This is a genomic window from Billgrantia antri (assembly GCF_017868935.1).
Classification (GTDB): Bacteria; Pseudomonadota; Gammaproteobacteria; order Pseudomonadales; family Halomonadaceae; genus Halomonas; species Halomonas antri.
The window spans coordinates 2,469,821-2,490,853 of sequence record NZ_CP053383.1 but is presented as its reverse complement, the minus strand read 5'-3'; the positions used below and the strand labels follow the sequence as shown (position 1 = coordinate 2,490,853).

General features: G+C 62.7%; 22 protein-coding genes. 12 read left to right on the top strand and 10 right to left on the bottom strand.

The genetic code is table 11. The features are described from left to right. Positions 1–174: 174 nt before the first annotated feature. The 3 genes from ureG (at position 175) to HNO53_RS11590 (ending at position 1,814) form a co-directional block, all read left to right on the top strand. On the top strand, positions 175–813 hold the full coding sequence (gene ureG, locus HNO53_RS11600; protein ID WP_209472274.1) for an urease accessory protein UreG: 639 nt from the start codon (positions 175–177) through the stop codon (positions 811–813). A gap of 40 nt (positions 814–853) precedes the next feature. Then, positions 854–1,456 carry a HupE/UreJ family protein gene (locus HNO53_RS11595; RefSeq protein ID WP_209472273.1) on the top strand — a complete coding sequence of 201 codons (603 nt, stop codon included), beginning with the start codon at positions 854–856 and terminating at the stop codon, positions 1,454–1,456. A 139-nt stretch (positions 1,457–1,595) separates the two neighbouring features. Then, positions 1,596–1,814 (top strand): lipopolysaccharide assembly protein LapA domain-containing protein, encoded by a 219-nt coding sequence (locus HNO53_RS11590; protein WP_209472272.1) that lies wholly within the window; start codon positions 1,596–1,598, stop codon positions 1,812–1,814. An 8-nt stretch (positions 1,815–1,822) separates the two neighbouring features. Here HNO53_RS11590 and HNO53_RS11585 read toward each other — a convergent pair whose 3' ends face one another. Next, on the bottom strand, positions 1,823–2,746 hold the full coding sequence (locus HNO53_RS11585; protein WP_209472271.1) for a YihY/virulence factor BrkB family protein: 924 nt from the start codon (positions 2,744–2,746) through the stop codon (positions 1,823–1,825). Positions 2,747–3,081: 335 nt separating this feature from the next. On the opposite strand from HNO53_RS11585, the gene HNO53_RS11580 reads away from it, so the two are divergent. The 4 genes from HNO53_RS11580 to dcd all read left to right on the top strand — a co-directional run bounded on the left by HNO53_RS11580 (position 3,082) and on the right by dcd (position 6,592). Next, the gene (locus HNO53_RS11580) at positions 3,082–3,681 is read left to right on the top strand and encodes a hypothetical protein (RefSeq protein WP_209472270.1); all 600 of its coding nucleotides are present in this window, start codon (positions 3,082–3,084) and stop codon (positions 3,679–3,681) included. A gap of 170 nt (positions 3,682–3,851) precedes the next feature. Next, a complete protein-coding gene (locus tag HNO53_RS11575) occupies positions 3,852–4,961 on the top strand; it encodes a coiled-coil domain-containing protein (RefSeq protein WP_209472269.1) in 1,110 nt (369 codons plus the stop codon). Between the two features lie 157 nt (positions 4,962–5,118). Further along, entirely contained in the window at positions 5,119–5,925 is an 807-nt protein-coding gene (gene apbC, locus HNO53_RS11570) for an iron-sulfur cluster carrier protein ApbC (protein WP_275951341.1), read from the top strand. A gap of 100 nt (positions 5,926–6,025) precedes the next feature. Next, positions 6,026–6,592 carry a dCTP deaminase gene (gene dcd, locus HNO53_RS11565; RefSeq protein WP_209472268.1) on the top strand — a complete coding sequence of 189 codons (567 nt, stop codon included), beginning with the start codon at positions 6,026–6,028 and terminating at the stop codon, positions 6,590–6,592. Between the two features lie 168 nt (positions 6,593–6,760). Here dcd and purN read toward each other — a convergent pair whose 3' ends face one another. Both purN and purM read right to left on the bottom strand, forming a co-directional pair. After that, positions 6,761–7,498: a phosphoribosylglycinamide formyltransferase gene (purN, locus tag HNO53_RS11560; RefSeq protein ID WP_209472267.1), complete on the bottom strand. Its 738-nt coding sequence runs from the start codon at positions 7,496–7,498 to the stop codon at positions 6,761–6,763. Beyond that, entirely contained in the window at positions 7,495–8,571 is a 1,077-nt protein-coding gene (gene purM / locus HNO53_RS11555) for a phosphoribosylformylglycinamidine cyclo-ligase (RefSeq protein ID WP_209472266.1), read from the bottom strand. Before purM ends, purN begins: the two co-directional genes overlap by 4 nt. Positions 8,572–8,727: 156 nt before the next feature. Between purM and HNO53_RS11550 the strand changes: the two genes are divergently transcribed. Both HNO53_RS11550 and hda read left to right on the top strand, forming a co-directional pair. Next, positions 8,728–9,804 (top strand): AI-2E family transporter, encoded by a 1,077-nt coding sequence (locus HNO53_RS11550; RefSeq protein ID WP_209472265.1) that lies wholly within the window; start codon positions 8,728–8,730, stop codon positions 9,802–9,804. Continuing rightward, positions 9,801–10,502 carry a DnaA regulatory inactivator Hda gene (gene hda, locus HNO53_RS11545; protein ID WP_209472264.1) on the top strand — a complete coding sequence of 234 codons (702 nt, stop codon included), beginning with the start codon at positions 9,801–9,803 and terminating at the stop codon, positions 10,500–10,502. Before HNO53_RS11550 ends, hda begins: the two co-directional genes overlap by 4 nt. Positions 10,503–10,508: 6 nt before the next feature. On the opposite strand, the gene HNO53_RS11540 is transcribed toward hda, so the two are convergent. The 3 genes from HNO53_RS11540 to HNO53_RS11530 form a co-directional block, all read right to left on the bottom strand. Continuing rightward, entirely contained in the window at positions 10,509–11,063 is a 555-nt protein-coding gene (locus tag HNO53_RS11540) for a carboxypeptidase-like regulatory domain-containing protein (protein ID WP_209472263.1), read from the bottom strand. Positions 11,064–11,200: 137 nt separating this feature from the next. Then, on the bottom strand, positions 11,201–11,572 hold the full coding sequence (locus tag HNO53_RS11535; RefSeq protein ID WP_419974052.1) for a phasin family protein: 372 nt from the start codon (positions 11,570–11,572) through the stop codon (positions 11,201–11,203). 121 nt (positions 11,573–11,693) lie between these two features. Then, entirely contained in the window at positions 11,694–12,836 is a 1,143-nt protein-coding gene (locus HNO53_RS11530; protein ID WP_209472262.1) for a sensor domain-containing diguanylate cyclase, read from the bottom strand. Positions 12,837–12,925: 89 nt separating this feature from the next. Here HNO53_RS11530 and HNO53_RS11525 point away from each other — a divergent pair, with 89 nt between their 5' ends. Beyond that, positions 12,926–13,675, top strand: a complete 750-nt coding sequence (locus tag HNO53_RS11525) for a helix-turn-helix domain-containing protein (RefSeq protein ID WP_209472261.1) — start codon at positions 12,926–12,928, stop codon at positions 13,673–13,675. 10 nt (positions 13,676–13,685) lie between these two features. Here the strand turns inward: HNO53_RS11525 and HNO53_RS11520 are convergent, their stop codons facing one another. Continuing rightward, positions 13,686–14,180 (bottom strand): hypothetical protein, encoded by a 495-nt coding sequence (locus tag HNO53_RS11520; protein WP_209472260.1) that lies wholly within the window; start codon positions 14,178–14,180, stop codon positions 13,686–13,688. Positions 14,181–14,445: 265 nt separating this feature from the next. Here HNO53_RS11520 and HNO53_RS11515 point away from each other — a divergent pair, with 265 nt between their 5' ends. Beyond that, positions 14,446–15,825, top strand: a complete 1,380-nt coding sequence (locus HNO53_RS11515) for a class II fumarate hydratase (protein WP_209472259.1) — start codon at positions 14,446–14,448, stop codon at positions 15,823–15,825. Positions 15,826–15,834: 9 nt separating this feature from the next. On the opposite strand, the gene HNO53_RS11510 is transcribed toward HNO53_RS11515, so the two are convergent. The 3 genes from HNO53_RS11510 to HNO53_RS11500 all read right to left on the bottom strand — a co-directional run bounded on the left by HNO53_RS11510 (position 15,835) and on the right by HNO53_RS11500 (position 19,386). After that, positions 15,835–16,905 (bottom strand): endonuclease/exonuclease/phosphatase family protein, encoded by a 1,071-nt coding sequence (locus tag HNO53_RS11510; RefSeq protein ID WP_209472258.1) that lies wholly within the window; start codon positions 16,903–16,905, stop codon positions 15,835–15,837. A 64-nt stretch (positions 16,906–16,969) separates the two neighbouring features. Continuing rightward, on the bottom strand, positions 16,970–18,472 hold the full coding sequence (gene glpD / locus HNO53_RS11505; protein WP_209472257.1) for a glycerol-3-phosphate dehydrogenase: 1,503 nt from the start codon (positions 18,470–18,472) through the stop codon (positions 16,970–16,972). A 155-nt stretch (positions 18,473–18,627) separates the two neighbouring features. Beyond that, positions 18,628–19,386 carry a DeoR/GlpR family transcriptional regulator gene (locus HNO53_RS11500; RefSeq protein ID WP_209472256.1) on the bottom strand — a complete coding sequence of 253 codons (759 nt, stop codon included), beginning with the start codon at positions 19,384–19,386 and terminating at the stop codon, positions 18,628–18,630. 150 nt (positions 19,387–19,536) lie between these two features. Here HNO53_RS11500 and glpK point away from each other — a divergent pair, with 150 nt between their 5' ends. After that, on the top strand, positions 19,537–21,024 hold the full coding sequence (gene glpK / locus HNO53_RS11495) for a glycerol kinase GlpK (protein ID WP_209472255.1): 1,488 nt from the start codon (positions 19,537–19,539) through the stop codon (positions 21,022–21,024). Positions 21,025–21,033 lie beyond the last annotated feature (9 nt).

Sequence of the window (21,033 nt, the reverse complement as noted above, 5' to 3'; positions counted from 1 at the left end):
GCGAAGCGGTCGATCTTCATGGATGAAGATCGAGGAAAGCCGGCACAGGGATGTGCCGTCTTTCCGACCGCTGAGACCGGCCGGATGGCCAGGGTTTCGGTCGCGTGGCGTGGTGAGCCGGCGTGTTCCCATGTCCAGGCAGGCTGCATTCAAGAATGAACGAGGAGTAACGACATGACACATTGCCTACGCATCGGTGTCGGCGGCCCAGTGGGTTCCGGCAAGACGGCCCTGCTCAAGCAGCTGTGCCTGGCGCTGCGCGACCAATACGACATCGCCGTGGTCACCAACGATATCTACACCCGCGAGGATGCCGACTTTCTGCTGCGCCACGAGGCGCTGCCGGCCGACCGTATTCTCGGCGTGGAGACCGGCGGCTGCCCGCACACGGCGATTCGCGAGGATGCCTCGATGAACCTCGCTGCCATCGACGAGCTGCAGGGGCGCCATCCGGGCCTCGAGCTGGTGCTGGTGGAGTCCGGCGGCGACAACCTCTCGGCCACCTTCAGCCCCGAGCTCTCCGACCTGACCCTCTACGTGATCGACGTCTCCGCCGGCGACAAGATCCCGCGCAAGGGCGGGCCCGGCATCACCAAGTCGGATCTGCTGATCATCAACAAGATCGACATCGCCGAGCAGGTTCACGCCTCGCTGGAGGTGATGGAGCGCGACTCGAAGACAATGCGCGGCGAGCGCCCATCCGTCTTCACCAATCTCTACGACGGCGTGGGTCTCGAGGAGATCATCCGCTTCATTCTCGACCGCGGCATGCTGCCTGAGCGCCGACCCCAGGCCCAGCCTGCCAACGCTTGAGCTCAAACCCGTTTTCCTCATCGGCAAGGAGATCGCAACCATGAAGAACCATCCTTCTACCGCTGCGCGCCTGGCACTGGCCGGCGCCCCCCTCATGTTGCTGGTCGCAGGCCTGGCCGTTGGCCACCCGGGCCATGACCATGCCCATGGCAGCGGCTTTGCCGCCGGCCTGGCCCACCCGTTGCTGGGATTCGATCATTTGCTGGCGATGCTGGCAGTGGGGCTTTGGAGCCTGCGCCAGGGTCGTGCCTTCAGCCTTGTCGCGCCGCTGCTCGCCGCGGGCGGCATGCTACTGGGGGCTGGCCTGGCCTGGGGCGGCTTCGCGCTTCCGGGGGTGGAATTCGGCATCGCCATGTCGGTACTGCTGGCCGGCGTATTGGTCGCCGCACTGGTCAAGCTGCCCTCTGCCATTGGCGCCGGCGTGGTGGTGCTGTTCATGCTCTTCCACGGCCATGCCCATGGCAGCGAGATGCCACATGGCGCCTCGATGCTGGCGTACCTGGCTGGTTTCACCTTGGCGACACTTGCCATCGCCTATGCGGGTCGTGCGACGGGGGCGTTGCTGATGGCTCGTGAGAATCGCCTCCTGCGGGCGCTGGGCGCTCTGATAGCCGCTGCTGGTGCACTGTTCGCTTTCGGCTGATTGCGAACCGCCAGTGCTCCCTCCTGCATGCCCGGCGTTAGCCGGGCGTATCGTCCTGGCAGCCACCGCTAGTTGGCTCAAGTTGACAGGCAACCTTCCACTGCCCAGCTTGAATAAGCAAAACGATAAAGGAGTGCGCATGGATACGCTCATGCTGGCGGTCAAGATCATCATCACGCTACTGGTCGCGATTCTCTTCGTGCAAAACATCGCCTTGGTCGAGGTGCGTTTCTTGACCTGGAGTGCCCGCATGCCGTTGGCGTTGCTACTGCTTGTCATCTACGTGCTTGGCATGGTCAGCGGCAAGGCGCTGTTTCAGTTGTTGAGCCGACTGCGAAGGCGTCGCCCCCATCATTGAGATGGTATCTAATCCACATGGGTCACAGCCTGCCGCCGCGGATCGACATACCACGGCAGGCCGCGGCGGGCATTGTACTCGAGCTCGGCGATGATCTGGGCGCCAAGCAGCACGATGACGGCACCTGCCTCGAGCGTGAGTAGTACCACGATCAGCGTGGCCAGCGAGCCATAGACCACGTTGACCAGTGAGACGTTGAGAAAATAGAACATCAGCAGGAAACGGATCCCTTCCCACAGCAGGGCAGCGACGAAGCCGCCAACCAGAGCCCTCTTCAAGGCTATCTTCACGACGGGCAGGACCTTGTAGATGGCGCTGAACAGCAGGAAGACACCGAGGAAGCTGAAAAGGTTGAGTAGCGGCTCGGAGAGGCCGGAAAAGGGCATGTCGCGGCCAAGTACCAACCGCCACAAGGTGCCGATTGCCTCGGCCAGGGATACCATCAAGGTGAGAGCCAGCAACCCCGCCCCCAGCACCAGCATGAACAGGTAGGGCAGCAGCACCGATACCCAGATCCGGCGTTTGGGGTGCGCTTCCGGCGTGTGGAAGATGATCGCTAGCGCATCTTCCAGCATGCGAAAGACGAAGGAACTGAAGATCAACAGCGTCAGGATGCCGAACAGGCCGATCACGTCACGCGACTCCAGCAGGGCGCGCACCGCCTCCATCAATGCCTCGGCATGGGCGGGTGCGAGGTGAGCTACCTGAACGCTCAGCACTTCCAGCAACACGACTTCATCGACGATCTGGGTCAGCAGTACGGCGAGTAGAGCAAACAGCGGCACGATGGAGAGCAGGATGTTGTAGCCGACGCCACCAGCCAACAAGATACCGCGGTTGCGCAGGAAAGCGCACAGGACTCGCCACAGGAAAGCCGCAGTACGCGGGAACAGCGTGACCATGTCCCGCTGCACCCTGTGATCTCGAGACATGGCGAGGTTCCCTCCGTGTACCGGTTGGCGTCCTGCTGGTTAAGGTATTCGGGCTGGCCGATGGCGACAAGTCTATAGGTTCACTGGATGCCTGGCACACGTCCGCTACACTGGAGCTGACGGTACCCGCTGACTACCGTGTCCCTTCTGAAACGAACAGCAAGGAGAGCTGTATGCGCAATATCATCTATATCATTGGTCTGATCGTGGTGGTGCTGTTCATCTTGTCAATGCTGGGATTGCGCTAGGCCCAACGCCCACTGTTGGGCGGCGTTGTGAAGCCTCATCCCATTTGAGACGTAGCCTTGCAGCATGACCCCGGGGAAAGGCAAGCGATGGGCAATCGGCGCGGTTGGCTACGCTGGCTGGGGGCGGGGTTGAGCATGCTGCTGCTGGCCGGCTGCGTCGCTCGTGTCATGCCGCCCGAGCCCCATTCGCTTACCCGTCCTGTCGATGTCTATTTGCTCGATCACGGTCGCCACGCCAGCCTGGTTCTGCCGCGCGAGGAGGGTGGTGTGGTCCGCTACAGCTACGGCGAATGGCGTTGGTACGTCGAGGGGCATCGCCACTTTCCGGCCGGGATCGCAGCCATGCTGTGGCCCACCGCGTCAGGTTTGGGACGTGGCGAATATCCACAGATAGAATCGCCCGATCAGTTTCATCGACTGGCACCGGAGGGATTAGACGAAGTCTACCCTCTGCGGGCTGAGGCCAGGCGAGTCCTGAGTCTGCGGCGGCGTCTCGATGGGCACTTCGAGCGAGCCGGCGTCGAGTCCGTGACAAGTGAAGAGTTCGGACTCGAGTTCGTGCCCTATCCGCGACAATATTCCGCCGTTCATCAGTCGAATCTGGTCGTAGCACGCTGGCTGCGTGCACTGGACGTGAAGGTGCTGGGCTCATCCTGGTGGTCCCGTTGGCGGCTCGAGACGCCCTGAACAGGAACGGACTCGGTTGACGCAGTGTGCGGGGCCGAGCCCCGCTCAGCCGCTTCCTTTCGCCTCGGGGGATCGCTATGTATGCTGAGGAGGGAGCGGAGGTCAGCACTTCTATACGCGGCTGTCGCCTTCCGGCGGCGGCACTGACGGACCATCTGGAGGTCTAGCCCATGTCGGAGACACCCGAGAGCCCACTCTACAAGGATAAGCGCGTCATGGCCGTGGTTGCCGTGGCAGTGCTTGCCATCATCTGGGCCATCTTTGCCCACAACAGTGCGAGCGATCATCGCGAGCGCAGTCAAGCGCTCGAAGAGCAGCTGTCGTCGGTCGAGGGTGAACATCAGGAACTGCTAGCGGAACTCAATGAGCGCAATCAGGCCGGAGAGAATATCGAGACGTTACAGCGGCGCTTGACCGAGCTCGAGGAGGAGCGCCAGTCGGTGGAGGCCGCCATGGGCGAGGAGCGACAGGCGGCACGCGAAGAGATTGATCGGCTCGAGGCCGAAGCCGGCGAAGCGGAAAGCCGACTCGCGGAGCTGCGGGAACAGCAGGCAACGCTGGAGAGCGAACTCGAGTCGCGCCGAGGCGAGCAGGCCGAGATGGAGGAGAACCTCACGGCGCTGCGTGACGACTACCAAGCCGTTCAACAGGCACGCGAAGAGGCCGAAACGGCTCGCCAGGAGGCCGAGCAGCGGCTGCAGGAAACCGAGGCCGCCCAACAACAGGCCGATGAGGAACGCCAGCAGGCCGAGGCCGAACGTGAGCAGATGACCAACGAGCTGGGCCGGTTACGTGAAGAGGCCGAGTCTGCCGAACAGCGCCTCGATACGCTCACACAAGCGATCGACGAGCGCCAGCAGACGCTCGATGCGCTGGAGAGCGATATCGAAGCCCTCCAGACCTTGCGTAGCGAGGTGGAAAGCGAAGTCGGCGATTTGCAAGATGAGCGCGACAACGTCGTGACCGAAACGGAAGCTGCGCGCCAGGAGCATGAGCGGCTAACTGCCGAAATCGAGTCGGGACGCCAGGAACTCGAAGAGCTCCAGTCTCGCCTGGAACGGCGCCGGCAGCAGTTGCAGCAGATCGAATCGCAGCTGGTTCAGTGGCGTGAAGCACTCGCCGATCTGGAGCTGCAGGCCGGGTCTTCCCAGCAAGGCCGGGCGCAGCAGGAGGGCCAGCAACGCGAAGGCCAGGCGCAGCAGGAGGATCAGCAACGCGAAGGCCAGGCGCAGCAGGAGGAACAGCCACAGAAAGCCCCTGCCGACGCCGAAAGCAACTGATCGCATCGGAGGCGGCCATGCGGCGAGCTGCGGCTCGCCGCATGCGGTTTCAGGCATGCGTGGTGTCGGTTATACCACTCGGACGCCGGCATCGGCGCGTATACTGTGGGGACAGGTGCAAGTGCGCTGCCATAGGTAACCATGCAAGGAGTCAAACGTGATCGAAGGGGTCAAGCATATCGTGGCCGTGGCATCCGGAAAGGGTGGGGTGGGAAAATCCACCGTCACCGTGAACCTGGCGCTGGCCATGGTGGCCGAAGGCTATCGGGTGGGGATTCTCGATGCTGACATCCATGGTCCCAGCCAGGCTCAGATGTTAGGTGTGCCGGAAGGTGTAAGGCCTCAGCAGGCCGGCGAGAACAAGTTCCGGCCGCTGGAAATGCACGGCGTGCAAGCCATGTCGATGGCCTTCATGGTTGATACGCGGGAACCCATGGTATGGCGCGGGCCGATGGTGGCAGGAGCCTTCCAGCAATTGCTGACCCAGACGGCCTGGAACGATCTCGACGTGCTGTTCATCGACATGCCACCGGGGACCGGCGACATTCAGTTGACGCTGGCGCAGAAGGTGCCGGTGGATGGAGCCGTGATCGTGACGACGCCACAGGACATCGCCCTGCTCGATGCGCGCAAGGGCATCGAAATGTTCCGCAAGGTGAACGTGCCGGTGCTGGGTGTGGTCGAGAACATGAGCCTGCACGTGTGCTCCCAGTGCGGCCATGCCGAGCCGATCTTCGGTGAGGGCGGCGGTGAGCGCATCGCCGGCGAGTACGACACTCGCGTGCTGGGTCAGCTGCCGCTGGCCCTGTCGATTCGCGAGCAGGTCGACGGCGGCCGGCCGACGGTGGTCGCCGAGCCGGAGGGCGACGTGAGCGCTACCTTCCGCGACATGGCGCGACAGATCGCCGAGGCGCTGGGCGGGCAGTCGCCTGACGAAGGACCGAGTATCTCGTTCAGCGAGTGAGTTCGCCACGGCCGGCAGCGTTGGCCGCCGGTCGTGACGAGTGCACCTAGGGCCGCTATGATAGCGGCCCTATGCTATATAACTTCTCTCAGGACGCCCCATGAGCATCAAGCCCGATAGTTGGATCCGCCGCATGGCCGAGCGGGAAGGCATGATCGAACCCTTCGAAGCCGACCAGGTGCGCTACGTGAACGATCAGCGGGTGATTTCCTTTGGTACCTCCAGCTACGGCTACGACGTTCGTTGTGCCGACGAGTTCAAGGTGTTCACCAACATCCATTCGGCGGTGGTCGACCCCAAGGCCTTCGACGAGAAGAGCTTCGTCGACATCAAGGGCGATGTCTGCATCATTCCGCCCAACTCCTTTGCCCTGGCGCGTACCGTGGAGTACTTCCGAATCCCGCGCAGCGTGCTGACCATCTGCCTGGGCAAGTCGACCTATGCCCGCTGCGGCATCATCGTCAACGTCACGCCGCTGGAGCCCGAGTGGGAAGGGCATGTGACCCTGGAGTTCTCCAACACCACCAACCTGCCGGCCAAGATCTACGCCAACGAGGGCGTGGCGCAGATGCTGTTCCTGGAGTCGGACGAGGAGTGCGAAACGTCCTACAAGGATCGCGGCGGCAAGTATATGGGGCAGAGGGGGGTTACTTTACCCCGCATCTGAGAGAAAGCGTCGATTAATTGCTGCGCTCGACATCCTGACCGCCGGCGGTGCTCAAAATCCTCATGTAGCAGGCTACACTCCGGTTTTTGCGCTCCGGCGGCGATCAGCCTGCCATCGCTCGCGACATAAATCGCCAGCTTTCTTACAATTTTTTTTGCGCTTCACCTATCATGCGTCGTCAAGATCTTCATCCAGCTCTTCGGCGGCGTCGGCGTGGGAGAGGCGCAGCCCATGGGGCGGAAGCGGGGTGCCGTCGAGCACCGCGGTCTCGCCCACGAGGCGCAGCCGCCCTTCGAGGAACCATTTCACCGCGATGGGGTAGATCAGGTGCTCGCGGGTGTGCACCTTCTCCTTGAGGCTGGTCTCGGTCTCATCCCCGCTCACGTTCACCACGGCCTGGATCGCCACCGGGCCGCCATCGAGCTCCTCGGTGACGAAATGCACGCTGCAGCCGTGCTCGGCCACGCCGTCGGCCAGTGCCTTGGCGTGGGTGTTGAGTCCGCGATAGGCGGGCAGCAGGGAGGGGTGAATATTGAGCATGCGGCCGTGAAAGCGCTGCACGAAGCGTGAGCTGAGGATACGCATGAAGCCGGCCAGCACCACCAGGTCCGGCTCGTGGCGCTCGATCACCTTGATCAGGGCGCCATCGTAGGCTTCACGGGTGTCGTATTCTCCGTGGGGCAACACCACGGCGTCGATGCCGGCATCGCGGGCCCGCTGCAGGCCGTAGGCATCCGCGACGTTGGAGATCACCGCGACGATCTCACCGCCCAGGCGGTCGTGGGTCTGTTCGTCGATCAGCGCCTGCAGATTGCTTCCGTTGCCGGAAATCAGCACCACGACCCGGCGCGCGCCGGTCGGTTCGGGCGTCAGGTCGTTGAGAGTGTCGCTGGCGTAGTCGCTCATGCCTCAAGGTTCTCCAGTTGCACGGCTTCTTCATCTTCGCTGCGAACAATGATCTCGCCGATGCGGTAGACCGTCTCGCCCAGTGCCTGCAGGTGGGCACGGGCCTGGTCGGCCTGGTCGGCAGGAATGACGACGACCATGCCGATGCCGCAGTTGAGCACGCGATACATCTCGTGCTCCGCGACGTTGCCCTGCTGCTGCAGCCAGTCGAACAGTGCCGGGCGGGTCCAGCTGTTCACGTCGATGCGTGCAGCCAGCGTTTCCGGCAGCACGCGCGGCACGTTTTCCAGCAGGCCGCCGCCGGTGATGTGGGACAGGGCGTGAACGGCCACGCCGCTCTCCTTGATCAGCGACAGCAACGGCTTGACGTAGATGCGGGTGGGGGCGAGCAGGGCATCACCCAGGGGTTGGCCATCGATGGCGGTGTCCAGCGAGGCGCCGCTCACTTCGAGGATCTTGCGGATCAGCGAGTAGCCGTTGGAATGGGCCCCGGTAGAGGCGATGCCCAGCAGCACGTCTCCTTCGCCGACCTTGCTGCCGTCGAGGATCTCGGCCTTCTCAACCACGCCGACACAGAAGCCGGCCAGGTCATAGTCGCTGCCTTCGTACATGCCGGGCATCTCTGCTGTTTCGCCACCGACCAGCGCGCAGCCGGCACGCTCGCAACCTTCGCCGATCCCGCTCACCACGTCGGCGGCGATGTCCACATCGAGCTTGCCCGTGGCATAGTAGTCGAGGAAGAACAGCGGCTCGGCGCCGGCCACCACCAGGTCGTTGACACACATGGCGACCAGGTCGATGCCGATGGTGTCATGCCGTCCCAGGTCCATGGCCAGGCGCAGCTTGGTGCCCACGCCATCGGTGCCGGAGACCAGTACCGGTTCGCGATAGCCGGAGGGCAGCTGGCACAGGGCGCCGAAGCCACCCAGTCCGCCCATCACCTCGGGGCGCATGGTGCGCTTGGCAACGCCCTTGATGCGGTCGACCAGGGCATTGCCGGCATCGATGTCAACGCCGGCATCCTTGTAGCTCAGCGAAGCCTTGGCGTTGTCGGGAGAGGTGGAATCGGTCATGGCCTGTCCTGTAGGAAATACGCGGTTAGTGGTCCGTTGGCCGGCGCCTGGCGGCGAGTCGCCAGGCGGCCAAAGCAGTGGGCAAGATCGGGCCGGAATTGTAGCATCACGAAACACGGCTCGCATCGCCGTGAACGATGAACGCAGGGAGGTGTGATGCGCAGAGAGTGGTGGATCCTGATCGGCGTGGTGGCCTTGGTATGGCTGCTATTCCAGTTGGAGACGATGTTGATGCCGTTCATTGCAGGCATGATTCTGGCGTACCTGAGCGACCCCTTGGCCGATCGACTCGAGCGGTTGGGATTGTCGCGCACATTGGCGGTATGCGCCGTGTTCCTGCTCATGTCCGTCCTGCTGGCGATCGCCCTGCTGATACTGATTCCCTTGCTCATGCAGCAGATTCGCCAGTTCAACCTGATGATTCCGGGCATCTTCGCCTGGGTCCAGACGGTGCTGGCACCGCAGCTACAGGACTGGGTGGGGCTCGACGTAACGGCCGATCTCGATGCCATCCAGCAGACGCTGGCAAGCAACTGGCAGAATGCGGGCGAGTACGCGGCTCAGCTGCTGGGTCGGGTAGGGCGCTCTGGCATGGCCTTCATCAGCTGGGTGACCTACGTTGCGCTGATTCCGGTGGTGACGTTCTACCTGCTGCTCGACTGGGACAGGATGATGGCCAACCTGCGCGACCTGCTGCCACGTCAGTGGGAGCCCGATGCAGTGCGCCTGGGGCGTCGTTGCGACGAGGTCCTGTCGGCCTTCCTGCGTGGTCAGTTGCTGGTCATGCTGTCGCTCGGCGTCATCTATGCGCTCGGGTTGACGCTCGTCGGCGTACGCTTCGGCCTGCTGATCGGCATGGTCGCCGGGCTGGCCAGCATCGTGCCGTTCCTGGGCTTCATCGTCGGCATCAGCGTGGCGCTGCTGGTGGCCTTCTTCCAGTTCGGCACTTGGCTCGCGCTGGTGGGCGTCGTGGTGGTGTTCGCCACCGGCCAAGCTCTCGAAAGCACCCTGTTGCAGCCCAAGCTGTTGGGAGACCGTATCGGCCTGCATCCGGTGGCGGTCATCTTCGCCGTGCTGGCGGGTGGCAACCTGTTCGGGTTCACCGGGGTGCTGCTGGCGCTGCCGGCTGCGGCGGTGATCATGGTACTCTTGCGTGAGCTCAACGATCGCTACAAGCGAAGCACCTTGTACGGTGTCGATGGCCCCGAGCATCGCAACGAGGATTCACCATGAGCCGAGCGCCTGCGCAGTTGCCACTGGGGGTGGGGCTGCGCGACGATGCGACTTTCAACAGCTTCCTGCCGGCAGCGAATGCCAGCCTGGTGGACCATCTCGCGCGTCAGCTCGACGATGACGGCGAGCCGTTCCTCTATGTGTGGGGGGCTTCCGGCAGCGGTCGCAGCCACTTGTTGCAGGCGGCCTGCCACGCTGCATCGGATCGTGACCTGCGAGCCCTTTATCTGCCGCTTCGAGACTTGGGGCACTTCCCGCCCTTGATGCTCGAGGACGCCGAACGGCTCGACCTGGTGGCCATCGATGACGTGGACAGTGTCGTGGGACGACGGCGCTGGGAAGAGGGGCTCTTTCATGCCTTCAACCGGCTGCGCGATGCCGGCAAGCGGCTGCTGGTGGCTGGTGCCGTGGCGCCTCGCCAGCTGCCGGTAAAGTTGCCGGATCTGGCCTCGCGCCTGACCTGGGGCGTGACCTTTCATCTGCAGCGGCTCGACGATGGTGAGCGGTTACAGGCCTTGCAGCTTCGTGCCCGGGTTCGTGGGATGCAGCTGCCCGATGAGGTGGCGCGTTACATCCTGCATCGTGGCCCACGTCGTCTCGACGAGCTGTTCGAAGCGTTGGAGGTACTCGACCGCGCATCGCTTTCCGCCCAGCGCAAGCTGACCATTCCCTTCGTCAAGCAGGCGCTGGGCTGGTAGCGTGGTTCAGCGGTTCAGGTTGACCTCGAGACGCTGGCCGTTGCGCAACGATACCTGGCGCAGAATGACCTGACGCTGCCCGTTGGTGGGATTCACCACGCTGCCCGAAACGTAGAACTCGCCGGGCGGAAGGCCCCGCAGCGTAAAGTTGCCGTTGCCATCGGTGCGTGTCGTGTGGGTGTACTCGCGCGCGCGAGGATCGGCAGGCTCGACTGCTCTCCCGGCGAGTGCTTGCTCGGCGGCTTCTGCCGAGTAGGTGGTGACGGGAGCCACGGCAATGGTCTCCCCGGCACCCGGCCTGCCATTGAGACTGAGGCGACCGGTCAGGATGGCGCTACCCGTCTTGGGCAGTGCGGCATATTCTTCGGCGGGAAATGCCACCTGGCGGGGTATGCGGGGCGGTGCAGGAGCGGTGCGCCGTTCGTCGGGCTGCTCGGCATCGGGGCGTTGTGGCTCGCCGATCTCGATGACTTCGATGCGCTCCGGGGGCGGCCCCGGCTCCATCATCTGACAGCCGGCCAGCAACAGGCTCAGCAGAACCAGGGGAATCCAGGCTTTCATTCGATCGCTTCCTCGCGGCCATGCTCATGTGCCTCGAGCATAAACGAAGAGTGCTGGCCGGTCACAGTTCGGAGACAAGGAAAAGGCCCGTCGAAGCAAGTTCGACGGGCCTTACGAGACGAGGAGGCGAGGTTGTGTTACGCCTTGTCGGCCTGACCGGTGGAGGCCTGCTGTGCCTGCTTCAAGCTGCTTTCGGCGAGTTTCTGGCTCTGCTGCATGAAATCCTGATTCAGAGAGACGACCTTCTCGGCATCACCCTTGATTCGCTCGGCCATGTTCTTGGCGAATTGCTGCTGACCCTCGATGTAGTTACGCAGGCCATCGGCATCGCGCACGTCGAGAAGTTCACGGGCCTGGGCAAGGCCGGTGTCGGTATACGCCTTGGCGGTATCCAACTGAGTGGCGACAAGCTTCTCGGTGTAGTCGATGCTGAGAGCGGCATAGGCGCGGGCCGGGCCGAGAAGCATGGCTTCGAACGGTTTGGTATCGAAGCTGAATGTCTTCATCATGTCCTGTGAACCTCCAGGGTCGCGATAGGTGACGAACGGGTATCCGTCCTGCTGCGTTGCAACATAGCAAAGATGCTTTTGCACTGCAATATTAGATTCGGTAAGCCTGTGTCGCTTCTTGTCAAGCGGCGCATTCGATGCGATTGCGGCCGTTGCGCTTGGCCTGCAGCAGCATGGTGTCGGCGCGATGAATCAGGTCGACGACGAAGCGGTCGACAGGCTCCAGGCTGGCGATGCCGATGCTGATCGTGAGGGGTGTTGTCTGGGTCAGCGTCCGCCGCAGGCGCTCGGCGATCTCGCGTGCTCCGGTGGCCGTGGTTTCAGGCATCAGGATGAGAAACTCGTCGCCGCCATAACGGCCTACCAAGTCGCACTCCCTGACGGTGGCCAGTATCGTACGGGCAACTCGGCGCAGGGCTTCGTCGCCCGCGAGGTGACCCTCGACATCGTTGATTTCCTTGAAATGATCGACATCGAGCATCATCAGGCAAAGCGGCTGCTCGTAGCGCGAGGCGCGGCGAAGCTCCAGCTCGGCCAGTTCCAGCAGGTAGCGGCGATTGTAGATATCGGTGAGGGCGTCATGTGTCGCCAAGTGCGTCAGATGTTCGTTGGCGGCGACAAGTTCTGCTGTGCGTTCGTGCACCCGGCGTTCGAACTCCTTGCTTTCGGAGTAAGCGCCGACAGGCTGTTCGGGGAGCAGCGACATGTCGCGGGACACGCCGAACAGGTGGGTGACGGCGCCTTCCTGGTTGGTAATCGGCACCAGCAGGGTCTGCCAATGCCCTTGCTGGCAGATACCGTCACGGTCGAGGTAACCGCCTTTCTCCTCGTAGCGAATCGGGATGGCACACTCGACGCAGCGGTGCAAATTGGCAATTACCCCATGGCACAAGGGTGGGGGCAGCAACTGCTCGATGCGCTTGCCGGTGTACGTGGCTTCATCGCCGAGCATGGCCTGACGCGTCGGGTTCATGGCCTCGATGACGAAATCGGCAGGACCTTCGACGCGAACGATGAACATGTGTTCCGGACAATAGTCCCATAAACTGCGTACCAGCAGCATGCCGGCGTTGGCACTGAGCCGGTTGAGGATGGTCGACGTCATCCAGGATGTCTGGTGCATGGCTGGGTTCCCTTCAGTGGCGTTCCTCTTGTCCCAGAGGTGACGCTGAGCCTGCGGCATCGCAGCATTAACATTAGGACGGCGCATTTCTTCGTGCAGCATGAATTTGTTCATGCCAACGCTGGAGCTGCCGTTCGCCATGCTCCGTCGTTGGCATGAGGCAACTCAAACTGCGGTCAAGACGGGCGCTTCTATACTGAAGCATGTGTGTCCAGGAAGAGGGCAGCGCCATGTCGAATCCAGGGAAAGAGGTTGATGAATCAACGGTTTCCCAATGCCTGTCGTGCTATCTGAAGGCGCTGTGCCTACCACCCGACCTTTCACCTGACCAAGCCGGAGCCCTTGGTCGTATCGTCGATACTCCCGTCAGGCTGGAGAAGCGGGAGTCGCTGATCGAGCAGAAAGCCGTCTTTCGACATCTCTTCGTCGTGCGCACCGGCAGTCTCAAGCAGCTCACCACCGATGCCCACAGCGAGACGCTGCTGACCGCCTTGTACTTGCCTGGCGACATGATCGGGTTCGATGCCATCGGCCCTGGCCACTATCCCGGCTCGATCATCGCCCTGGAAACGTCTTCCCTCTGCCGTTTTCCCTTCCAGTATCTGGATGAGCTGAGTGCCCGGCTGCCCATCCTGCGCCGACACTTGCAGCGCAACATCAGCAAGACGATGCAGGAGGAGCGAGTTCGCCTGCATCAATTGCTGTCCCGCACGGCAGAGGCGCGGCTGGCGTACTTCCTGCTTGGCGTAGCCAACTCCTTCCGTCGTCGCGGATTCTCGGCGCGCCACTTTCGTCTGGCGTTGTCGCGCGCCGATATCGGCAGCTACCTGGGGCTGACTCACGAGACCGTGGGGAGGACGCTAGCTGCCTATCAGGCTCAGCAGCTGCTGTATGTGAGCGGACGCGATTATCATCTGCTCGATATCGTCGGCTTGGAGCGCCTGGCCTCTTCTACCGGCAGGCGGCAGAAGAGGGCATGAAGTCTCTGTCTCAGGCGTGACGCAAGGCGACGGGCGCCCACTGGTGCTCGCGGAACTCGAGCAGCACGCGAGACTCGGCTTCCTTTTCCGTGACGAAATCGATGAAGGCCTGGTGCAGCTCCGGCGTGGCATTCGTTTCGAGCAGCCAGGCGAAGAAACGCTTCGACTCCACCGCCGCGAAAATGGCCTGATCGAGCAACTGGCCTGCCATGCAGTCGTCCACCACGAAGAAGTGACGGTGCGTCAGCTCGAAGCTGGGCGTGTCCATGGGTGGCGCGCCGACACAGGCTTCGAGTTCCAGTCTTGCAGCGATCCGACGCAAGGTGCCTAGGCGCTGTTCGCACTGCAGGCCCAGGCTTGCCATCAGTCGGCTCACCTGAGGAGCCTTGGGCAGGAAGCTGAGGGCCAGCCGGCGATAGCGCTGAAGTTCCGCGCTTTCATGAGCATTGGCGAGGGTGAGTTGTTCCTGCGGAATCAGCAGCAAGGAGTCGGTCATGTTTAGCATGGCATTGATATCCCATTATTTTTTTGCTGTTTGCGAGTCGTGTTTATTGCCTTCCGGCGGATTGGCAAAGTGATCTTAGGTTTTTAGGGGCGGGCGAAACAACGACAACTGTCACAAAGTCTGTGGATTGCGAGTGGATCGACGTTGGGCTTGATGCTGTCTTCTTGTCCGGCGGCCAGGATGGCATTGGGCACGTCGCTTCCGTCTTGCATGTGGCCAGTCCCGGCATCATGGTGGGAGTAGGAACGACAAGCGAGGGAATGACATGAGCGAACATCGTATCGAGCGCGACAGCATGGGCGAGCTACGAGTGCCGGTATCGGCGCTCTATGGGGCGCAGACCCAGCGAGCCGTGGAAAACTTTCCGGTTTCAGGCCAGTCGATGCCGGCGGCGTTCATCCACGCCATCGCCCGGATCAAGCTGGCTGCGGCCAAGGTGAATCACGACCTGGGGCTACTGGGTGGCGAGCGAGCCGAGGCCATCATGGCGGCCGCGCAAGAGATCGTCGATGGCAAGCATGACGACCAGTTTCCCGTGGACGTGTTCCAGACCGGCTCTGGCACCTCGAGCAACATGAACGTCAATGAAGTCATCGCTCATCTGGCCAGTCGTGACGAACTGAAGGTCGGCCCCAACGATCACGTCAATATGGGCCAGTCGAGCAACGACGTGATTCCCACCGCCATCCATCTGTCGGCGGCATTGGAAGTTACCGCACGGCTGCGCCCTGCACTGGTGCAGCTGCGTGCCACGATCGACGAGCGGGCGCTGGAGCTGGACAGGGTGGTCAAGACCGGGCGTACCCACCTCATGGATGCCATGCCGCTGCGAATGGGGCAGGAACTGGGAGGGTGGTCGAGCCAGATCGGCCAGGCCATCGAGCGAATCGACAGCGCTATGCTCAGGATCTCGCGGCTGGCCCAGGGAGGAACGGCGGTAGGTACCGGCATCAATGCGCATCCTGAATTTGCGGAGCGAATGGCAAACGAGCTCAGTACCCAAACCGGTCTGGCACTAAGTCCCAACGATAGCTTCTTCGCCAGCCTGGGTGCGCAAGACGCCGCCGTGGAGCTGTCGGGACAGCTAAAGGGGTTGGCCTGCGCGATCATGAAGATCGCCAATGATCTACGCTGGATGAATTCCGGCCCCCTGGCCGGGCTGGGCGAGATCGAACTCGAGGCACTGCAGCCCGGCAGCTCCATCATGCCGGGCAAGGTCAATCCGGTGATTCCCGAATCGGCCGCGCAGGCCGCCGCGCAAGTGATCGGCCTGGATGCGGCGGTCACGGTGGCGGGGCAGAGCGGCAACTTCCAGCTCAACGTGATGTTGCCGCTGATCGCCAATAACCTGCTGACCTCGATCACGTTGATGACCAATACCGCGCGACTGCTAGGCGAGCGGGCCATTGCCACTTTCCGGGTACGGGAGGACAGGCTTGCCGAGCCGCTGGCGCGTAACCCCATTCTGGTAACGGCGTTGAACGGCGTGATCGGCTACGATGCGGCGGCAGCCATTGCCAAGCAGGCCTACCAGGCCGGGCGGCCGATCATCGAGGTGGCCGAAGAGCAGACCGACTTGAGTCGCGAGGAACTCGAGCGCCTGCTCGACCCTGCACAGTTGACCTCTGGGGGCATACCGGAGTAAGGCGCGGTCTCACGATTCCTGCTCCCGGGAACGGGCCTCGCGAATCGTCTTGCGTGCCCAGGCGCGCTCGTCGCCGTCGGCCTCGGGATTGTCGTGCTCGTCGCTGCGCGACGGGCGAAAGCATAGTGTGGCCAGGATCGGAAAGTGGTCCGAGCCAAAGGCGGGCAGGCGCTCGAGTCTCTTCAAGGTGAAGTGCTCGCTGGTGAAGATATGATCCAGCGGCCAGCGTAGCAGCGGGTAGCGGGCATGGAAGGTGCTGTATCTGCCTCGTCCCTGGCGGGGATCGAGCATGCCGCTGATACGACAGAACAGGCGGGTGGTGCGCGACCAGGCCACGTCGTTGAGGTCCCCGGCGACGACGGTGGGCTTGGGATGGCGATGGATCTCCTTGCCGACCAGTAGCAATTCGGCATCGCGCCACAGTGATTCCTCGCTTTCGTTGGGTGCGGGTGGGCGCGGATGCAGGGCGTGCAGCGTCAGCTTGTCGCCACTCGCGATCATGATGTCGGTGTGGATCGAGGGGATGTCGTCCTGGATCAGCCATTCGACACGGGTATCGACCAACGGCAGCCGAGAGTAGAGGTGCATGCCATAGAGGTTGTCGAGGGGAATCTTGACGCTGTGAGGCCACTTCTCCTCGAGTGCCTGATCGAGTCGCTCCTGCCACCAGTCATCCGACTCCAGGGTCAGCACGACATCGGGGTCTTGTCGCTGGATGATCTCGATGAGTCGCTCAGCCTGACGATTGGGCGTCAGCACGTTGGCGACCAGCAGAGTAATGCAGCGCTCCTGCTGGCCAGGTTCGGCGTCCTGTACCTGGACAGGCCAGAGTCGTGTCCAAGGCAGGATGAAGCGCGCCTGAAGCACTACCACGAGCAAGCTCGAGGCGAGCAACGGCCAGCGCCAAGGCGGGTCGAGAGGTAGGCAGAGCAGAGCGGTGAGCAAGGCGGCGAAAGCCAGCTGCAGGCGCGGGAATTCGCAAGCACGTATCCACCACCAGCGAAGCGGCAGCTTGGCGACGAGCGTGGCAGCGACCAGCATGGCCACCATCGCGGTGAGCGCGGCTGTATAAAAGGGCATAGGCTCCTGCCTGAAGGCAAAGCGATAAGCGCATTTACTCTTCAGAGCCTAAGCGATGTGAGCCTCATGCAGCCAGTCCGTGGCGGTGCTTTTCGGTATATTGCTTCAGGTCCTCGACCTGGCGTGGCGTGAGTCGCAGGCCGAGTTTGGTTCGCCGCCACAGGATATCCTCGACGTCGATTGCCCACTCTTGCTCGATGAGGTAGTCGACCTCGGCTGCCGTCAAGCCTGCACCGAACGCTGCTCCCAGATCTTCCGGTTTCTCGGCGCCCCCGAGAAAACGCAGGCACAGGCTGCCATAGGTGCGGGCGAAGCGGCGCGCGCGTGACTCACCGAGCCAGGGATAGTCGCTAAGCAGCTGCGCCATGAAGGGGGCCTGACCCTCGATGTCGCCTCCAGGCAAGGCGGACGTGGCCGTCCAGCTCGGTCCCATGCCGGGCAGGGCGGGAGCAAGCTGCTTCAGTGCGGCTTCCGCCAGCTTGCGGTAGGTGGTGATCTTGCCGCCGAACACCGAGAGGAGCGGGGCGCCGGCTTGGTCCAGGGCCAAGGTGTAGTCGCGGGTCATGGCCGAGGGGTCGGCCGATTCGTCGTCGCACAGCGGGCGTACGCCGGAGAAGCTCGTAATGACGTCGCGGCGATCGAGCTGGCGGCGGAAATGCTGGTTGACGACACCGAGCAGGTACTCTGTTTCCGCCGCGCTGATCGATGCCTGGGACGGGTCGCCCTGATAACGGTGGTCAGTGGTACCGACCAGGCTGAAGTCGTCCTCGTAGGGTAGAACGAAGACGATGCGTCGATCGCTGTTCTGCAGGATATAAGCGCGATCGTCGGCGTTGAGGCGCGGTACGACGAGATGGCTGCCCTGAATCATGCGAATGGAGTAGCGTGAAGGGCGCGCCACCTGCTCGCGCACCACCTGTTCGACCCAAGGACCTGCGGCATTGACCAGGGTTCGTGCATGGCGTTCGAAGCGCTCCCCGCTGCGGGTGTCTTCCAGCTCGATCCGCCAGGTACCGTTCTCCTCCCGAGCCCTTGTACAGCGCGTACGTACCAGGATTTCAGCTCCCTTCTCGCGCGCCTGAAGGGCGTTGAGCACGACGAGTCGGGCATCATCGACCCAGCAATCGGAATATTCGAAACCGCGCATCATCTCCGGTTTCAGCGGCGAGTCGGCAGGGAAGCGAACGCCGCGCGAGCCGGGCAGGGTCTTGCGCTTGCCCAGATGGTCGTAAAGGAACAGTCCCGCGCGGATCATCCAGGCGGGACGTAGATGAGAACGATGCGGCAGGATGAAACGCAGCGGCCAGATGATGTGCGGTGCCTTTCGCAACAGAACCTCACGCTCGCGCAGGGCTTCACCGACGAGGCGGAACTCATGATGTTCGAGATAGCGCAGGCCACCATGGATCAGCTTGCTGCTTGCCGACGAGGTGGCACCGGCCAGGTCGCCCTGTTCGCACAGGCCGACCGCCAACCCACGGCCGGCGGCGTCATTGGCAATGCCGGTGCCGTTGATGCCGCCGCCGATGATGAACATGTCGAGTAGCTTGCGGGACGTCTGCGCCATGGAGAGAGAACTCCGAACTTGGGGCCGCCGGAGCGGTACCGGTTGAATCACTTATGTTTGAAAACGAACATAGAGCAATCACAACCGAACATCAAGGGTTCGCAGACAACACTGCCGTCACCAGGGTGTCGGCAGTGTCTGAGCGGTGGAACGAGTCAGGCGATATGCAGGGCGACGCCGTTGACCTGCATGAGATGCACGATGCGTTCGGGGGGCTGGCGATCGGTGAACAGGGCGTCCAACTGGGCGATGTTGCCCTGGCGTACGACGGGGTTGCGGTGGAACTTCGAATGATCGGCGGTCAGGTAGACCTGGCGGGAGTTGAGGATGATGGCTTGGGCGACGCGGGCTTCCTGATAGTCGAACTCCAACAGTGAGCCGTCTTCATCGATGCCGCTGATGCCGATGATACCGAAGTCCACCTTGAATTGATTGATGAAGTCGATCGTCGCCTCGCCGATGATGCCGCCATCGCGTGAACGAACCTGGCCGCCGGCGATAATGACGTTGAAGTCCTCCTTGTGCTGGAGGATGGCCGCCACGTTGAGGTTGTTGGTGATCACCTCGAGACCTTGATGATCGAGCAGGGCCTCCGCGACCACTTCGTTACTGGTGCCGATGTTGATGAACAGCGAAGCGTGATCGGGAATGTGCTTGGCCACCAGGGCTGCGATGCGCCGCTTGGCATCGAGGTTGAGGTTCTTGCGCGTGCTGTAGGCGGTGTTGACGGTGCTCGACTCGAGCCCCGCCCCGCCGTGCACGCGGCGGATCATGCCCTCTTCCGCCAGTGCATTGAGGTCGCGACGTATGGTCTGGGGGGTGACGGAGAAATGCTCGGTCAACTGCTCGATGCTGGCATAGCCCTGACGGCGCACCAGGTCAATGATGGCATCTTGGCGCTGTTGCTGGTTCATGTCGGCTCCCTTTCGATCACGCGAGTGTAAGCGATTCGGCGCGCCGTCGGCAGGCGGTTACGGCTTTATTCTACGAAAGTCGTAAAGCAATGCGAACATTCTCCAGTACTCTTGGTGATCATAAACGAACATACAACGACGAGGCGTAACATGGCCGACTATCTTCTTGCCATCGACCAGGGCACCACCAGTTCGCGGGCCATTCTCTTCGACCGCGGTGGTCACGTGGTTCGTGTTGCGCAGCGAGAGTTTCCCCAGCACTTCCCGCGCGATGGCTGGGTCGAGCATGATCCGGAGGATATTTGGGAGACGGTGCTGGCGACGTGCCGCGAGGTGGTGGAGCAGGCGGGGATCACGCCCGACGCCTTGGCCGGTATCGGCATGACCAACCAACGCGAGACCACGCTGCTGTGGGACCGTGCGACGGGGCGTCCGCTCTACAATGCCATCGTCTGGCAGGATCGACGTACCGCCGATTTCTGCCAGCAGCTGCGCGATCGAGGCCATGCCGAGCTCGTCCAGTCACGCACTGGCCTGCTGGTCGACCCGTACTTCTCGGCGACCAAGCTGGCATGGCTGCTGGACAATGTCGAGGGCGCCAGGGAGCGCGCCGAGCGCGGTGAGCTGGCCTTCGGCACGGTGGACAGTTTCCTGCTGTGGCGACTGAGCGATGGCCGTGTGCACGCCACCGACGCTACCAACGCTTCCCGCACGCTGCTCTTCAACATTCACACCCAGCAGTGGGATGACGACCTCCTCAAGCTGTTCGACATCCCTCCCAGCCTGTTGCCGGAGGTGCGCGACAGCAGTGACGACTTCGGCACCGCGGATGCCCAGTGGCTCGGAGTCGAGCTGCCCATCGGAGGTATCGTGGGCGATCAACAGGCCGCGCTGGTGGGGCAGGCCTGCTTCGAGCCGGGCATGGGCAAGAGTACCTATGGCACCGGCTGCTTCATGATCGTCAATACCGGCGACACGCCGGCGGCGTCGCGCAATCGGCTGCTGACCACGGTGGCTTATCGGCTGGGTGGCAAGACCACCTACGCCATGGAGGGCAGCATCTTCGTGGCCGGGGCAGCGGTGCAGTGGTTACGCGATGGTCTCAAGCTGTTCAAGGAGGCCGCCGAGACCGAGGCCTTGGCCAAACAGACCCGCGACGGGCATAGCGTTTACCTGGTGCCGGCCTTTACCGGCCTGGGGGCGCCGCATTGGGATCCCAAGGCCAGGGGCGCGATCCTCGGGCTGACCCGGGATACCGGGATCGCCGAGATCGTTGCCGCCGGGCTGCAGGCGGTGTGCTACCAGACACGTGATCTTCAGGTCTGCATGAGCGATGACATGGGGGTCCCGCCGGGCACACTGCGCGTCGATGGAGGCATGGCGGCCAACTCGTGGCTGGTGCAGTTTCTGGCCGACATGTTGGGCGTGCAGGTGGATCGTCCCACGGTGCTCGAGACGACGGCGCTGGGAGCTGCCTATATGGCAGGGCTGCGATTCGGTTGGTATCGCGATCTGGAGGAGATCGCCGAGCTGTGGCGTTGTGAGAAAAGCTTTATCCCCAGTATGCCGGAGGTCGAGCGTGAGCGGCTTTATCGAGGCTGGCTCGAGGCGGTAGAGCGTGTAAAAAGCCAAGCCTGAAGCTTGCAA

Coding starts and splice junctions, on each gene's coding strand:
- ureG (WP_209472274.1), top strand. CDS start 175: ATGACACATTGCCTACGCATCGGTGTCGGCGGCCCAGTGGGTTCCGGC.
- HNO53_RS11595 (WP_209472273.1), top strand. CDS start 854: ATGAAGAACCATCCTTCTACCGCTGCGCGCCTGGCACTGGCCGGCGCC.
- HNO53_RS11590 (WP_209472272.1), top strand. CDS start 1,596: ATGGATACGCTCATGCTGGCGGTCAAGATCATCATCACGCTACTGGTC.
- HNO53_RS11585 (WP_209472271.1), bottom strand. CDS start 2,746: ATGTCTCGAGATCACAGGGTGCAGCGGGACATGGTCACGCTGTTCCCG.
- HNO53_RS11580 (WP_209472270.1), top strand. CDS start 3,082: ATGGGCAATCGGCGCGGTTGGCTACGCTGGCTGGGGGCGGGGTTGAGC.
- HNO53_RS11575 (WP_209472269.1), top strand. CDS start 3,852: ATGTCGGAGACACCCGAGAGCCCACTCTACAAGGATAAGCGCGTCATG.
- dcd (WP_209472268.1), top strand. CDS start 6,026: ATGAGCATCAAGCCCGATAGTTGGATCCGCCGCATGGCCGAGCGGGAA.
- purN (WP_209472267.1), bottom strand. CDS start 7,498: ATGAGCGACTACGCCAGCGACACTCTCAACGACCTGACGCCCGAACCG.
- purM (WP_209472266.1), bottom strand. CDS start 8,571: ATGACCGATTCCACCTCTCCCGACAACGCCAAGGCTTCGCTGAGCTAC.
- HNO53_RS11550 (WP_209472265.1), top strand. CDS start 8,728: ATGCGCAGAGAGTGGTGGATCCTGATCGGCGTGGTGGCCTTGGTATGG.
- hda (WP_209472264.1), top strand. CDS start 9,801: ATGAGCCGAGCGCCTGCGCAGTTGCCACTGGGGGTGGGGCTGCGCGAC.
- HNO53_RS11540 (WP_209472263.1), bottom strand. CDS start 11,063: ATGAAAGCCTGGATTCCCCTGGTTCTGCTGAGCCTGTTGCTGGCCGGC.
- HNO53_RS11535 (WP_419974052.1), bottom strand. CDS start 11,572: ATGATGAAGACATTCAGCTTCGATACCAAACCGTTCGAAGCCATGCTT.
- HNO53_RS11530 (WP_209472262.1), bottom strand. CDS start 12,836: ATGGCGAACGGCAGCTCCAGCGTTGGCATGAACAAATTCATGCTGCAC.
- HNO53_RS11525 (WP_209472261.1), top strand. CDS start 12,926: ATGTCGAATCCAGGGAAAGAGGTTGATGAATCAACGGTTTCCCAATGC.
- HNO53_RS11520 (WP_209472260.1), bottom strand. CDS start 14,180: ATGCTAAACATGACCGACTCCTTGCTGCTGATTCCGCAGGAACAACTC.
- HNO53_RS11515 (WP_209472259.1), top strand. CDS start 14,446: ATGAGCGAACATCGTATCGAGCGCGACAGCATGGGCGAGCTACGAGTG.
- HNO53_RS11510 (WP_209472258.1), bottom strand. CDS start 16,905: ATGCCCTTTTATACAGCCGCGCTCACCGCGATGGTGGCCATGCTGGTC.
- glpD (WP_209472257.1), bottom strand. CDS start 18,472: ATGGCGCAGACGTCCCGCAAGCTACTCGACATGTTCATCATCGGCGGC.
- HNO53_RS11500 (WP_209472256.1), bottom strand. CDS start 19,386: ATGAACCAGCAACAGCGCCAAGATGCCATCATTGACCTGGTGCGCCGT.
- glpK (WP_209472255.1), top strand. CDS start 19,537: ATGGCCGACTATCTTCTTGCCATCGACCAGGGCACCACCAGTTCGCGG.